Source organism: Flavobacterium sp. YJ01 (assembly GCF_029320955.1).
Taxonomy (GTDB): Bacteria; Bacteroidota; Bacteroidia; order Flavobacteriales; family Flavobacteriaceae; genus Flavobacterium.
In genome coordinates, this window is sequence record NZ_CP119757.1 from 722250 (window position 1) to 737341 (window position 15092).

11 protein-coding genes and 1 pseudogene are annotated in these 15092 nt (G+C 34.8%); 9 read left to right on the top strand and 3 right to left on the bottom strand.

Annotated features, from left to right (window positions below):
* Positions 1–43 precede the first annotated feature (43 nt).
* Positions 44–3937 (bottom strand): hypothetical protein, encoded by a 3894-nt coding sequence (locus P0R33_RS03260; protein ID WP_276174205.1) that lies wholly within the window; start codon positions 3935–3937, stop codon positions 44–46.
* Between the two features lie 522 nt (positions 3938–4459).
* Between P0R33_RS03260 and P0R33_RS03265 the strand changes: the two genes are divergently transcribed.
* From P0R33_RS03265 to P0R33_RS03285, 5 genes are read left to right on the top strand one after another with little or no spacing between them, the layout of a single operon-like run.
* Positions 4460–5605: a hypothetical protein gene (locus P0R33_RS03265; protein ID WP_276174206.1), complete on the top strand. Its 1146-nt coding sequence runs from the start codon at positions 4460–4462 to the stop codon at positions 5603–5605.
* Positions 5598–6044, top strand: coding sequence for a hypothetical protein (locus P0R33_RS03270; protein ID WP_276174207.1), 447 nt, complete (start codon positions 5598–5600; stop codon positions 6042–6044). The genes P0R33_RS03265 and P0R33_RS03270 overlap by 8 nt, the downstream gene beginning before the upstream one ends.
* 4 nt (positions 6045–6048) lie before the next feature.
* The gene (locus P0R33_RS03275; RefSeq protein WP_276174208.1) at positions 6049–8139 is read left to right on the top strand and encodes an AAA family ATPase; all 2091 of its coding nucleotides are present in this window, start codon (positions 6049–6051) and stop codon (positions 8137–8139) included.
* A 15-nt stretch (positions 8140–8154) separates the two neighbouring features.
* The gene (locus tag P0R33_RS03280) at positions 8155–9087 is read left to right on the top strand and encodes a phage exclusion protein Lit family protein (protein ID WP_276174209.1); all 933 of its coding nucleotides are present in this window, start codon (positions 8155–8157) and stop codon (positions 9085–9087) included.
* Positions 9088–9134: 47 nt separating this feature from the next.
* A complete protein-coding gene (locus tag P0R33_RS03285; RefSeq protein WP_276174210.1) occupies positions 9135–9653 on the top strand; it encodes a hypothetical protein in 519 nt (172 codons plus the stop codon).
* Between the two features lie 63 nt (positions 9654–9716).
* Here P0R33_RS03285 and P0R33_RS03290 read toward each other — a convergent pair whose 3' ends face one another.
* Positions 9717–10568, bottom strand: a complete 852-nt coding sequence (locus tag P0R33_RS03290) for a restriction endonuclease (RefSeq protein ID WP_276174211.1) — start codon at positions 10566–10568, stop codon at positions 9717–9719.
* A 510-nt stretch (positions 10569–11078) separates the two neighbouring features.
* Positions 11079–12476: a Shedu immune nuclease family protein gene (locus P0R33_RS03295; protein WP_276174212.1), complete on the bottom strand. Its 1398-nt coding sequence runs from the start codon at positions 12474–12476 to the stop codon at positions 11079–11081.
* Between the two features lie 545 nt (positions 12477–13021).
* On the opposite strand from P0R33_RS03295, the pseudogene P0R33_RS03300 reads away from it, so the two are divergent.
* The 4 genes and pseudogenes from P0R33_RS03300 to P0R33_RS03315 all read left to right on the top strand — a co-directional run.
* Positions 13022–13201: pseudogene (locus P0R33_RS03300) on the top strand (DNA polymerase IV); the annotation flags it as partial.
* A gap of 352 nt (positions 13202–13553) precedes the next feature.
* Complete coding sequence (locus P0R33_RS03305) at positions 13554–14123, top strand: hypothetical protein (RefSeq protein ID WP_219071273.1); 570 nt, start codon at positions 13554–13556, stop codon at positions 14121–14123.
* A 267-nt stretch (positions 14124–14390) separates the two neighbouring features.
* On the top strand, positions 14391–14546 hold the full coding sequence (locus tag P0R33_RS03310; protein ID WP_219071274.1) for a hypothetical protein: 156 nt from the start codon (positions 14391–14393) through the stop codon (positions 14544–14546).
* Between the two features lie 306 nt (positions 14547–14852).
* On the top strand, positions 14853–15077 hold the full coding sequence (locus P0R33_RS03315; RefSeq protein ID WP_012024726.1) for a hypothetical protein: 225 nt from the start codon (positions 14853–14855) through the stop codon (positions 15075–15077).
* Positions 15078–15092 lie beyond the last annotated feature (15 nt).

Sequence of the window (15092 nt, forward strand, 5' to 3'; positions counted from 1 at the left end):
TCGTTTTTTTTATTAAAGTGAAATATCAGCAATCAATACCTATCTATAAATAAATCTCTAAATCAGTCCTTCCTGCACATTCTTCAAAAATAGATTTAATTTGAAGTTCTATTTCTTCTTCCTGAGTTTGGCATTTTTCAATGAAAGCATTCCTTGAAGCGTCAATAACTTCAGCAAGTCTACTATCTAGCGAAGCCTTTCTAATCGAATACCATTGCTCAATAATATCAAAGCTCTTTAAAAGTCGCAAATTCCTGCTTTCTAATGCAAATTTAATAACTGTTGAAGTGGAAGTTTCCAATTCTTCATCATCAGTATAATCAAGTCCTAGTTCAAATATTTTATTTATGAATAAGTCATAATATAAATTTTTATTAACCGATTCCACTGTTATTAAATTCTTTAAAAGTTCGAGGTTTGATGCATTCGATATGCATTCAATGTTATCAATTATATGCTTTTGGATGAAGTTAATCAAATCTGGATTTTCAGTTTTATACAATGTATCTAAAAATGTGTCACTTTCCGCATATCTATCATTCATCAGTTGAAGAATAAGCAGTAATGATATAAACTTTAAATTCGTATCACTACAGTCCTTTACGATGGCTTCAAATATTTTTTCATGATCTACCCATAGTCCGTTCCTAGTACTCTGTAGTTTAAATATATCCTCAAAAAAGACCAGTACAGCTAAAACGAAATTCTTTTTTTCCGGATGCTCCAAATAATATTTTAAAACTGAATCCCATAAAATTGTATTTATGTTGGAATAGTTCAGCATAGAATAGTTGAGATAAGTCGTATAGATAATATTCCCCATTAAATTATCCGGTATCATATCGATAACCTCATTTGCATTCTTTCCGTTACTTATGTAACCTAGGGCAGCCTTTTGAACCTCATCATTTGATTCACTATTCGTGAAAGCCACCAACTTTGCCGTCTGGCAACAGGTTGGGATTTTCTCCAATAACAGTTTGAATTCTTCTTTATTCAACAATTTATTTTTGCTCACTAACTGATTTATGATGATGCTCTGAAAAGATTCATAATCGATTTCTAGTAAACTTTTAATCATTTCTAAACGCTTTGTTCTATTGATCTTTTCAAAAGTTTCATCAAAAAAAGAAAAGAAAACATCATCAAGGCCGAAACGTCGATCGGGGTCTTTAAAGTATAGCTTTAACCAGTCTATGAATGCATCCAATAACTCTGTTTTGCATTTATCTGTTAAAGGTGCCTCATTTAGCGTATTGTGAAAACGCCCATTATTAATCCTTATGTCCGATGGCAGGTACTTAAATAATATAGGCATTAATTCGCCCCACAAATACCACATAGGTTTACGGGCTGCGGGTTTGATTTCATACCACCAGTCAAATGTTGCACTGGTATAACCAGCTGAGAATTGTGTAAAAAAAGCAACAGCACCATAAGTTACGAAACGGTCATCAAAAATAGAACGCATAAAATCAAGAACTTCCTTTCGCCTGCCTTTATCCCTTAAATAAGGATATGAACGAAAAAGCCCTTTTATAAGCTGAAATTTAACAAAGGCATCATTTTCATAATAAATTTCCTTGAGTTCACTGAAAGTATCCACATTTATGCTGGCCGCCAAAAGATATGCCGCATATTCGCGAATAAATGCCTCGTCATAATTTAGAAAGGTTTTAATCGCTTTTATATCGTAAGAAAGCGGTTGGGGATTCGTTCTAGTGGCCCTAATCAGTGATTTCAAAAGCAGGGCAGCAGTTTCAACTGGTAATAAGCGAGGATCTTCCACGAAATCTTCCCATGCTTTTTGAGTATCCTTTTTGCTCAAACACTCATTGCCGAACCAACCAACCTCGATATGCTTATAATCTGGCACGAATGCAATATTGTCCTTCCAGAAATATTTTGTGCTCCCAGATTCGAATCGACTCTCAAATATACTCCTTAATCTGTCTTTACTATCTGCATTCAAATAATCAAAACAAGAGATTAAAAAAAGAGCCGCTTCATCACGGACTGTAACAAATGTAGAATTTGCTGCTAGTTCTCCTATGGTTATAAGCTCCTGATGATCATCGGCTTTGGAGGTGTTTTTAAATAGTAAGTATAAATTTTTGACCCCCTGAAGCGCCATTTTTGCATTAAGACATCCAACTATCATTTTTACTTTTTGCAGAGAAGCGGTAAATCTCATAGGATTGTTTCCTGACCATAATTTACGACCAGCCTCCTGGTAAACAGGATGCGCAAAAACAAATTGTTCCCCATAAGTCGTCAGATAGCCTAAATCTATAAGATTAGAGACTGAATTTAGGAATGCTTTATTTTCCCTTAATTGTTCTTTGTATTCAGCAATTTTATAATCAGCTGATTTTCCTATAGAGATACCAGAAATAGAAGAAGTAATTTTATTAATGCCTGGAAAATAATCTTTTTCATCAGCATCAATATATTCAAGATCAGCCTGCGACGGTCCAAAATTTGTTGAAGCTCCCATGGCCAAAATCTCCATAGCTTGTATTAGATTTTGATCTTTTTTAATCAAATCTGTAATGCTCTGTGCATTGAATTGTGCCAAATGTCTGAGTTCATCTAATGTTGACGGAATTGACTTATAAGCGACTACTCTGGAAAGGAATGCCAGCTGTCCAGGCTGCAGCATATCTTTTCCTGTCGAAAACGTAATTGCCTGCCTGACTAGCTTATTTAACTGCGCTGGGATCTTCTTTCCCGAATCTGTCAATTCAGACCATATTTCAAAAGCCTTTGAATTATCCGTTAAAGTTAAATCATGCCAGTTGTGTGCAGACAGATATCCGCTTTCTGACAATTTATCTGTCAGCTGTGATGTTGCGGTACAGATCAGGTAATGGTCCTTATTAGGAGATAAATTACGAACAAAATTTTCTAGTTTTTTTACATCGCCATAATCGATATCGGAAGGGTGCTGTCCGATAGGATCTTCAAGATAACAGATTCGCCCTTCTTCTGGTTTTCCGCTAAAAATGAACTGTTCAGCTTCCCGTATGTCTGAGGTTATCAAATAATTAAATCCCGGAAATTCATTATGAAGTTCTCTTACTACTTGATGACATCTCTGAGTCTTTCCACATAATGAAGCACCGGAAAGCAACAAAAGTTTATTCTTCTTCAGTTCACCAAGAAGGATATCTTCATTTCCGATTTTTACATACGGCTGCAAAATCTCAGGTTGAAACGAAAGATTTTGGTCAATTAGGGATTTCAAATCGTCCAGGATATTATAGTCAGTCCCTGAAGAATCCCTTATAATCTCTAATAACTGAAGAACTAACGTTTCCTGATGTGAGACTGCAACTTTAGATTTACTGAGTAAAACGCCAATCTTTTCTCTGATAGAAAAAGCGTCAAGTTGATCAATGATGGTTATTTTATCAAGCAGTAGTTCAATTTCTTCAATATTTAGTTTTTTGAGGTGGGTATCTACAAATTTATTTCGCATCTCAGAGTCCCCCTGAAGCTTAATGACTGCCTCTTTAAATTCTTTAAGTACTGTCTTAGTTCGTTTTTGCTGATACTTTATCAGATTGGCATTATTTGCAATTATCGACAAATCTTCGCTAAATTGCCCAGCTCTTGCTGAAGTAACAATAAAATATTCTTCCGTTGTTTTATCATTTAATTTTGAAAGAACATAACTATCATTACTGTAAGGATCGAACTTAGTAATGCATTTTAAGAAGTAATTTTCATTAAGTGCAGGTTTTCTTTCTTTGCATTCAAATTCAAACTGCATATCCAAGCCTTTTTCTTTAAAGACCAAACAAATATCCCCCTTGCCTTTACTGTCAATAATTACTGCTGTAACTCTTTTAAAGGTTCTATAGTAGAGATATAAATACAGACCTGTTAAATACTGGTAATGGTATCCCGAAGGGCCAGATTTAGTAACACTCATAAAATATATTTATTTACCGAAACATTGATTTGAACTAGGTTTAAAAAAAATATAAAATTTTCTCCATTCCAGATCTTTACTGAAAAATGACAAAACATATTGATATTTGGCAAATTTCAACTATGCCTTCATTGTTTTTAAACCTCATTTCATGGCTATAAATGCCTAAAAGTAGCATTAGGCTTTATATATGGTAAATATAGTAATTACAATGAAAATTAGCGGAATTTTCAGTCAAAAGCACAGTATGCACTAAAAAACAGGTGACTGGAGGCAGCGACCAGCATCCTAAAACCAGTCAGGCAATCCCATTGTCTGAGTCCAGAAAATCACTAAGATGCATATCATTAAAACCTCTCTTGATTACTTAATCAAGAGAGACACTGCCCCTATTTCAAATGACCACCCAATTACAATTTATTCGAATTACCCTCTGCCTTTGGACAAACTTTTAACGCTTGAAGAACAAGAAACACTTAATTTGGATTTTCAAGTAATTCAATTTTTAAAATTTCCTGAAGAATGAATACTCCTAATATAAATACCACTACGGGGCTAATTCATAAAGATGGAAAATTTATTGGAAGTTCAGTAATTTTCCCATGGAATGGAGATCTGCTATGTTTAACAGCAAGTCATAATTTATTTGGAAAAAAATTTGACCAATCACCTGACCTCCAAAAATGGAATGTCGTAGACCATACTGGTCTTGCACATCCGATTTTAGAGTTGGTGGGAAATCACGATTTGGCAAAAGAGCATGATATTATAATTCTTAAATTAGATTGCAAATCAGCTCTAGCAAATTTCACATGTCCAAAATTCTGCTCAATTCCAAAAAACCCAGCACACTCGCTGATGTTTCGCGGAAAGTATGAAAGCTCTAAAACTTCGGTGACTCACAAAAAATTAACTTTCAATACAGATTGCGATAAAATTACCTATCATTTCCTATGCGATGTCGATAAAGTTCTTTTAACTAACAACACTTATAGCTCTGGTAGTGACTGGTTAGGCGGATGGTCAGGTTCCGGGCTGTTTATTGAAAATCATACGGAGCTGGTATGCGCAGGAGTCATGACCGAAATTCCAAATAAAGGAGATGACGGGCAAATTCAATTTGTAAGTGTAAATGCTTTATCTGCTCTTAATATTTTAGGCATAGAACTTCCAATAATGGATTCTGAGGAACTAAATTTTGATCCAACTCTGAACGCAAGTTCCTTAGAAGCTATTTTTGATGCCATTGATGAGGATGCTATTACTGAATGGGAGAATAATGATCTTAATAAACCGCAACTTAAATATATTAACGACAAACTTCCTAACATATATCCTGAAGATCAATTAGAAAAAAACAAAAGGCATATCATAAAAAAATTGCTTCTTGGCAAAGCATACATTACAGTCGAATTACGTAATAATGAACAATTGTTTACTCTATATAAAAAGGCCTACAGAGTTTATGACCTAGAAGATAAAAATATATATGCAAATAATAAAATGGAGGCTCGTCTTGGCGTTTCAAACATCAAAAATGAATATGAAAGTTATTTGCAAAATTGTTTAGGTTCTGTATTTTCCGCTTCGGATGTAAAGCTTTTGGCATTTTATGGAATTAGTGAATGGATAGCAGATTGCAGTTTAAGTATATTAGGGAATGAATGAAAAAATAACAATAAAAGGAAATAGGATCAAGATTCTTGAAGGATATCAAGACAACGATCAGATTAACATATTGATGATCTTGCTGATTATAAAATATTCGGTTAATGGAAAAACGCTTTCAGTACCTTTAAAGAAGATCGCATTTATTTTGGATGCCGTAAAGAAAAATGTTTCCGTAAAAAAGCTATCAACTTTGCTTTCTTCCCCTTGGGAAATCTCCGGTTCATTGCGCAAAAACATAATTTTATCGCATGAGAAAAAGTACTTGGTAATAAAAGACAGTAATGGAGTTATTAGTTTTGGCTTAAGTGTTACAGGACTATCCATAGTTACAGAAATAGAAGAAAACAATATAATGCCAGAAATTCGTAAAGAAATTACGAAATGGTGCAAAGCTGTTAGTATGAACGAACTAAAAAAACAACAATTAATCTGGTAGAAAAATGATCAAGATTCACTCAATTAAGGCATTGGTCACAGAAACTGAAGGTGGAAAATTTGGTTTCGAATATGGCTTTAGTTCTGGACTAAATATTCTTTCTGGCGACAATTCTAGCGGTAAATCTACAGTATTGTCCTGCATCTATTATTGCCTAGGTATGGAACAATTGGCCAGTTATGGTAATTCTGACGGCCTGAAAGAATGTTTAAAAACTAGTTTCAAGTACAATAACCAGAACTTTAATGTTTTTGAATCGTCCGCACAACTAGAAATCAGCAACCAAGATGGCGAAAAGGCTATAATTACAAGGGTTATAAAATCTCATTATGAGGAAGACCCTAATTTGATTAGCGTCCAGATCAATGATGAATCACCTCAGGAAAAGTTTATACACGCTGCAGGTGATACTGACCATTCTGACGGCTTTTATAAATGGCTTTCTGATTTTTCAAAAATACCAATACCGCTTTTTGTCGATGATGACGGAACTACACAAAAAATACTGTACCTGCAGCAGATATTTGCGAGCTCATTCGTGGAGCAGACAAAAGGCTGGTCAGATTTCTTTGCACAGATTCCTGTTTTTAACACAAAAAAAGCCAAACAAAAAATTGTAGAATATACATTAGGTCTTAGCGGATTAATAGAAGAGTTTGAACTCGATAAACTAAAGCAGCGCGAAAAGGAATATAAAAATGTTTGGACAAATACTGTCGAAACTTTTCAAACTATTACGTCATATTACAATCTGTTAACCGCGAACCTTACAGAAACATTTACAGCTGAACTTTCACCGGCAAAAATCTCAAAACTTGATTTACAGACTAGAGATACCAAAGGCAATTATAGTACCTTGGAGCAAATAATATCAGATCTTACCGAAAAAAATCGGATTTTAACTATAAACAATACCTTGGATCTTTCCAAGGTAACCAGTACCGAAATTTTATCAAAGCAAGAAGAAGTAAGCAAAAAATTAGCCTTTTTAAATAAGGAACTACAGAAAGTTAATGAACAGCAAGTAAATGAAGAAATCAAAATAAAAAATTATTTATTTACAGTTGACCATTTAAGCAGGGAGATCGAAGCTCTTGAAGGGATAAATAAACTTAACAAGCTGCAATCTTTTCATATTGGAGCTGTGGAAAATTGTCCTGTCTGCAACTCATCTTTATTAACTAATCCCAACATCGAACTTAAAAATATAGACCGAGTTGACGGTTCAAAATCGATATCATTTTATAAGTCCGAACGAAGCTTGTACGAATCCTACCTTAAAAGTTCACAAAATCTTAGTGAACGTTTTGACAAAATTGTCAATTATTACCAAGAGAAAATTAGTGAATTAAAAAACACTCTGTCTATTCTAGATAAAGAGCTATTGGACGATTCACGAATTCCCTCACGTATAAGCATTGACGAAGAAATCCGTATAAAGTTTGAACTTGAAAAAATGACTAAGATTAGGCATCAATTTAAGAGATTTAAGACAGACTTAATGGAAATCTCGGAAAAACTTGCACAGATACGAGCTCGAAAAGAAGTGCTTAAACGCCATTTTGAACTTGATCAGAAAAAGATTTATGATTTCAAAAATCAGTTTATTCACTATTTGGAAAAATTTGGCTATTCCAAAGAAATACTTTCACGTATTTACATTTCTCAAGAGGAATCAAATAAACTATTCCCAGTTGTAAGTGTCGGCACCATTACACCGCAACCTATTAGATTACTATCGTCAGCTAGTGATTTCATTCGCGCACAATGGGCATTCTATATGACTTTATTAGTAAAAGCTGAACTACATCTTGGAATCTTAATTCTTGACGAACCAGGACAGCACGCGATAGCATCTGCGGATTTAAAAGAATTGCTAAAGGAAACCAGCAAGAATAAGGATCGACAAATATTGGTTGCAATTTCGAAAGAAGATAAAGTAACAATTTCTGAAAATGGTCAAATTAACAAGGTAGAGGTGGATCTTTTAAATATTCTTGAAGAAACTAAATTAATTAAAGATCAAGACTATACAATTAATATTATCGATTCGCATGATCGAAAAGACAAATGCATTCAACCTATGCAATATTAATATTTGGCGTTTTTAATGAAAAAAAGTATAAAACTTCCCAGTCATACTGGAGAACAGCCTATTCGCGTCTTAAAGCACAATTTAAGTAATCGGTTTGAAAATTTGCATGGTGATTTTGCAAAGGAAATTCAAGAAATGATAAATTCTGGCAAACTTTTTCCTGGTATTTATTATCACGTTTCGCCTAGAGCAATAACACAGAAACAGAAGCCTTACGTTGATGAAACAGGTAAAGTTAATATTCATGAAACTTTTATGTCATTTGTCTGGATAAATTGCTTTAGTTTATTTGTTATGTATGAGGAAGGGGTTGCTAAACCAATGCAAAAAAAGCAAGGGCAAGCAAATATAGAGGAAGTGAACGTAGCTTTATTAAATATAACTGAAGAACTTTTTCAATATGGCAAATCTTTAGTAGTAGCTTATTCTCCTTGGGACAAAAAATATCTTCCAAATCCTGAAGAATTTTCAGAGGAAGAGGAATTTCATGTTCTTAGAACTAATAGTTTATATATGTATGCTATGACTTTTATATTGGCACATGAGTACGCGCATCTAGAATTAGATCACTTCAATAAAAAGAATCAAACTAGTATTGAAAAGGAGATTGAAGCGGATAATCGAGCAATCGAGTTACTTTTGAATTGTCGGGATGATGAAAATAAAAAAACTGTTGAATACGGCCTTCTCATGGGTTTTGTTAGTATGCTATTTTTAAAGGATAATGTTTATGGACAAGAAACTCATCCTGATACCGATGAAAGAATAAAAACTTATCTCTCAATCTTAGATGCACCTCCTGAGGAACCTATCTGGGGAGTAGCAACCTTAGCGATAAAACTTTGGGATAATCAATTTCAACTTGGTTTTTCTTATCCAAATTTTGTAGATGATTTTAAAATTTTTTTTTATCAAATGTGTTCGCAGATCAAAAAGCAGGATCTCTAATCACCTTTCTTTAAATAATACAAAATAATTCCAATCAAATCTTCAATATGTCAAATATTAACTCGGAAAATTACCATGTGGTCTTCTCCACTTATATAATAGAGAACAAACTAAATGTCCCTAAAATAGCATTAGCACTTAATTGTTCTGTTTCTACTCTGAACCGCTTGTTACAAAATCAGAGTAAACCATCTGAGGAAATGCTAAAGCAGACTGCTATTCTAATTGTAATTGGTTTTGAAAAATATGCAAAATTAAGTGAAGCAGAAAAAGAAAAATACTCTGAAAAAATAGGTCCTCTAGTAGGTGCAGGATTAGGACTTGCAAGTATACCTACAATAGTCGGAGGACTTGGAACGGCGGGATTATCTGGAGCCGGAATAATGTCAGGCTTAGCGACAGCTGGCGCAATAGTTGGAGGGGGTGCTGCAGCGGGTATAATAGTTGTAGGATCAGGTGCCGTTTTAGCGGGTATTGCCGGATATTCAATTGTTAGAGGAGTTAAATACGCTGTAAGCGGTTTTAAAGTTAAGCGAAAAAATCTGGACAAACGCTGGGAAATATAATCAATAATATTCCACATTTATTTATGAGTACTTTTCCCCAGAAATATGCATATTATTAATATCCTATTTTTTATGTTCTGAAATAATTCCGGTTTGGGAAAAGGTAAATATCCTTTCGTCAAAAATTGATTTCATAATCAGCCAGACCTTATCTACAAGCTTGACTTCTATTTTTTTGCTCGCGTCAATTTCGGTAAGCTTGCCTGTAAATGTTATCTCATCCAGACTTATAGATGCATTGGTTATCCTGTGAACTAGAATACTTCCTGGAATCTTATGGCGTTTTGTTTGCAGTTTCTCTTTGTGACCTTTACCCACCTCACGCCTGAAATCTTCAGCGTATGATGATAGTAAAACCTGCTTTCCATTACTAAGAATAATTGCATAATTATAAAAATCCAGCTCATGCTCAAACTCAAGCATTCGATTATTGCCGATATCTAAATTTAGTATCACTGGACTTGTAATCAATATATTCAGGTTGATTCTGAATTCCCCCGTATCTATTTCTCTGCGATGCTTTTCCAAGTCGTTGTCATTGATTTCCCTTAATTCTACCAAACCAATGTTTCGGTACTTTGCGAAAGTAATGCCGTCTGGTGTAAAACCGCCTTTCGAAACAATGACCCCCTTATTGATACTGGCATCATCAATAATCTCAGACACCTTCATAACGATATCCTTGTTTACCTTTTCTTTCCAGTACTTGCATTCTATAGCGGTATCATAGGTATGTACACCGTCAGAATGAGAAGTCAGCACGTCTATTTGATGGTTTATCCCCGATTTGCCAGTAACCTTGCAACTGCTGCCATATCCCTTAACCTTGACCCCAGTTTCTTTCCCAAGGGTTTCATAAATATATTTTGTAATGGATTCGTAAGTCTTCCAATCTAAAGTATTTGTTCCATCCATAGCTTATGCAGTAATTAATGAAAAAATTCTGTTTACTGTAATTAAAACCGAATTGTTATACATTAAAAAATATCACGATTTCACTTCTCGAAAGATTTAAGGAAACAGTAGTCTCGAATTTATAAACTTAATAGTTTTGCACCTGAAACAACTCCCTCATAATTGTTAAATCAATCTCTACTTAACGCTAATTTACAAAAACATAATAGATATCCTTCTTCATGTCAGTATTTTATTGTTTGTTTAAATAAAAATACCTAAAAAAAACTTTAGGCAAAGACCAAACATAAACGATTGAAAAAACTGGTGGAACAGATTAGCTTTAATGAGTTAAAAAAATGCATTAAAAAATACTTTTTGACTTAATCTATAATTATAAAATCTGAAGCTGGAACTTTTACAGAACTGCTGCTACGCAGCCCTGCTATATATGATCAGTTTCACGGAAGGAAAATAACAGCAACCTTCAAAAGGACTCAGAACTCATTTGAGCCAATACAAAATCTGTTTTTATTTCACAATATTGTCCTTATAGTTTTCCGCCATATTTAAAAGTTCGTCAAAAGTCAGAATCTGAATGTTATGAAGCCCATTTCTGAGTTTTGTAAAATCCCTCTGCACCTTTTTAAATTCAGGATCCGTAACTTTTATTCCCTTAGCAAGATATTCGTACGAAGAAATAATAATGATTCCACGTGGGCGGTAAATGTTTCCTTCAAGTATCTCTCCTTTGAGATCCTCCTTAATAGTTTTACTCTTTATCTTTTCCTGTATCAAGGCATCCATATAATTTATAGTCTGGATGACGGCCTTGCTCAATTCTGAAGAAAAAGCATAGTTATCATGGCTTGGATCTTTGGTAACCACATGTTTTAAGTGCGTCTTAATTTCCAGGATATCCACTCCTCCAAAATGGTTTATACCTATAAAATCAGGATACTTTTTACTTAGATCGACATTTAACTCAATTTTAGGATAGAGCTTTTGATATGAAAAAATCAGAAAGGAAAGATAGTTTTCGAAATATTTCTGCCATACAGATTCCATCTGCTTTATTTTCCTGCCATCGCTTTCAACCTTAGCAATCGTTTTTTTGGCCGCAGCACTCACCAGACTGGAACTTTTCAGATTCAGTATTTCGCGTCCCAGGGATATTATCTCCTCTAATCTTACTTTTATAAAATAATCATTTAATTTTGTAAGGTAATCCGCTCCAAATACTTCTTTCTGAATTAGTTTAAGATTTAGTTCCTGGAGTGCCAGTAGATCATTATCGTTTAAATAGCGTTCAAAATCCGTTTTGTTTTTTTTGGTCGGGATATTAAAGCGGTCTATGAGAAAACTGAATTCACCCTTGCTTGACAGCGTTTTCTTCTCCTTTTCAATGCCGAAATAACTCTTTTGAAATTCATTTGACTTATAATTTATCAGCTTTTTAGAATAGCTCTTTCCTTCGGTATAAAAGCCGTTATATGTGCTTAATATTCTCAAGAATTCTGTAGGGTTAAAAAGAAGGGTACGTTTGTTCTCCTGCAGTTCAAATCTGTCTGTCTCAGCTGTGATTTCCAAAATCTTGATTTGTCTGGAGTTAAAATGAAACACATCGTCAATGGAAGCATAATGCCTCAGTTTCAGATCTTTTGTGAGAACTTCTTCTATAGGGAAACTAAGAGGGAATTTTATCATTTCTAGATTAGAATAAATGTACCTGAAGGCCACTCTTTCTAGTTCCTCATCACCTTCATTCACTGCCGGCACAGTTTCAAGATACCGCTGCACCAGGAGCAATTCACCTTTCCCGCTATTTTTTCTAAAAATTACCTTATCTGTATCCTTAATTGAAATTTCATCTTCAATTATTAACTCCGGCCATGCCAGATCTTTAATCAATTTTAAAAAATTATCCATTGTACTTTAGTGCAATATTAGACATCTGTAAACAATTCGGTAATAACAAATAACATAAAAAATATCTAAATATAATTACGGAAAACCGTAAGTTATTTTTAGTGGTGGTTTTAAAAATTAAGAACAGTAGAACTTTCATAAAAATTAGGCACAAACCTGACCAATCCAGTTTCTTTATTTTCAGAGAAACATTGCTGAGGTGAAAAAAGTTAAAATACCAGCTTTCATTATACAATTTATACTATTTCTGTCACAAAAACCTAAGGAGAATTATTTTTAATTTTTTAATGTTACAGCTTTTAGCTTTTGTTGCAGAATCGTGGAAAGTTAAATTTAAAGACAGATAAAATTTAAGAAAGCTTGCACCTGCAAAGTAAGGTTTGTGCTTATTAAACAGAGTCCTAAAATTGCAAAAGCTACTGAATCAAGTTTTGTGGCAGAATCGTGGCACATCGCCATTTCAAAAAATGAAAAACCAGCAAAATCAAGGCTTGACAGCTTTAGGTTCGAAACTGTATACCCACATCAATTACACAGTTGTACTCAGCGGACTGGTCAGGGAAACCTATCAGATTGTCCTGTTCAAAGATACTGAAGAAATGCTGTCGCTCTATCAGGCAATGGACAGGATGAAAACCCACTACGGATTTGACGCCGTGAGGAGATGCGCATGCGTCTCTTTCAAACCTAACAATAAAGACGAAATTTTAAAACGCAAAAAATAAATCATGTTTCTCAACTGCCACGCCTATCATTCCCTGTGCTGCGGCAACATTCGGCTGGATGATTTTCCCTGTCACAAATGTTCTTTTCGAGAGAATTATTGTTTGCAGCAAAGCAGCTTGATGCAGCAGCTATGCTGCATATCAGTATTTGAAGCATTTACCCGTATGATATTGGATCTGCCTGCTTGTCTGATAGCTATTTTATAACTGGAATTCATTATTCTGTAAAGAAAATTGTACCTCTCCGCTATAATTTTGGTAAGAAAGAATTACACGGCCGCAACGATCCTCCCTGCGGGACAATCTCTTAGCGACAGACGACAGCAAAAAATTAATTTAAAAATATAATGTTATGAAAACAGATACAAAGGAAAATGAGCGTCAGGATGACAAAAATTTCCAAAATACAGCATTAGGCAAGCAGGGACAGCAGAAAACTGCCTCCCCTGACGCCCACCCGTTTACAGAGAATGCCGAACCCGATTATGCAGATGATCTGAGCACGGAAGAGATCGGCAGCAGTTCCGATCAACAAAAACCTTCAGACGCGGAGCAGCAGAAATTAAAAGTCCGCAATTCAGACGTGCAGGACAGTGATAAAGACAGTAATCCATACGATTCAGAAAATCTTGATAATGAATCCGACAGCGGATCCAAAGATATAACCGAGAAGGACATTGAAGAGGATCTTATAAATAATGATCCTTCTGAAGGTTTTGAAACTGACATTGATGCGCCCCAGAGTGATGAAACTCAAAACGGCGGCTTTGAAACCATTGAACCCGATCACGATAATCCCGTAAACAAGGAATTTGAAATTGGGGAACTTGGCAACGAGGAGCTTAAAGAAGATGAACGCGTCCGAGATGAAACAGATAATGGTGCAGTCCACAATTACAGACCATCCCAGCGAAAATTTTAATACTCTTATTTTTTTCCATATAAAACCGTTACCAATAACGGTTTTTTTTATGTGATTTCCTTTTATAACCGCATCAGACAGCCGGGTACTCCATCCATTTAATAATCTGCCTATTGCCAATCAGCCTATAATGCTGAATTATCACATACATCCTAGCTGCTTAAAATTATATAACAAAGGGCAAAAAAAATGTAAGAACAGGATTTTGAGCGTACTTTATTTTTATTGAGTCAAGTACATTTTAAGCTAACCAAAAAACAAATGTTTATGAAAGCACTATTTTCCAAAGTTGTGATACTATCGGTTTTAATGGCGGCGCTGCACATCAGCTGTGAAGCACTATGCGAAGATGAAAATGATGCCTCGAACCGCAAAGAAAATTATATAATCAAAAACGACTCACTTGCTGTTTCAAAAAATTAATGAATGCAGGAAAGCTTGGCAGCTCTCAGTCGCCTTATAACAGTTTCTGAGTCTGCATTCTTGTATTGCATCCTTTTAATACGTCCTTTCCCCATCAGGATGCGTGCTACAGTGCGCACAGGAATGACCTTTGCATTTAATTGGCTGACAGTAAAAACAATAATAATCTGAAAATAATGTAATTAAACAGATACAGACTGTAATATAGTCCGGCTCTTTCTACCGTAACTTTACTGCTCTTTAAATTACAAGAAAAGAAAAGACTGCAGATAAAGCAGCATTTATTAACTATCTAATTTTAACATTATGATACCACAAGAAAACTACGATACTTACCGTCAGGACGACAGTCTGTATCATATGGGGGAAGAATCCATCCAGTCCGAAACCATGGAACATACCGATCCTGGCGTGAACCAGCATTATAAAGACGAAAGGTCTGCCGACCACCAGCCTACCGAACTGGATCATGACGATGCCGACAGAAGAACTTTAGATGAATCTGAGGCAGATGAAGATGATGAGGATTAAAGATATTACTTTTTC

Coding starts and splice junctions, on each gene's coding strand:
- P0R33_RS03260 (WP_276174205.1), bottom strand. CDS start 3,937: ATGAGTGTTACTAAATCTGGCCCTTCGGGATACCATTACCAGTATTTA.
- P0R33_RS03265 (WP_276174206.1), top strand. CDS start 4,460: ATGAATACTCCTAATATAAATACCACTACGGGGCTAATTCATAAAGAT.
- P0R33_RS03270 (WP_276174207.1), top strand. CDS start 5,598: ATGAATGAAAAAATAACAATAAAAGGAAATAGGATCAAGATTCTTGAA.
- P0R33_RS03275 (WP_276174208.1), top strand. CDS start 6,049: ATGATCAAGATTCACTCAATTAAGGCATTGGTCACAGAAACTGAAGGT.
- P0R33_RS03280 (WP_276174209.1), top strand. CDS start 8,155: ATGAAAAAAAGTATAAAACTTCCCAGTCATACTGGAGAACAGCCTATT.
- P0R33_RS03285 (WP_276174210.1), top strand. CDS start 9,135: ATGTCAAATATTAACTCGGAAAATTACCATGTGGTCTTCTCCACTTAT.
- P0R33_RS03290 (WP_276174211.1), bottom strand. CDS start 10,568: ATGGATGGAACAAATACTTTAGATTGGAAGACTTACGAATCCATTACA.
- P0R33_RS03295 (WP_276174212.1), bottom strand. CDS start 12,476: ATGGATAATTTTTTAAAATTGATTAAAGATCTGGCATGGCCGGAGTTA.
- P0R33_RS03305 (WP_219071273.1), top strand. CDS start 13,554: ATGAAAACAGATACAAAGGAAAATGAGCGTCAGGATGACAAAAATTTC.
- P0R33_RS03310 (WP_219071274.1), top strand. CDS start 14,391: ATGAAAGCACTATTTTCCAAAGTTGTGATACTATCGGTTTTAATGGCG.
- P0R33_RS03315 (WP_012024726.1), top strand. CDS start 14,853: ATGATACCACAAGAAAACTACGATACTTACCGTCAGGACGACAGTCTG.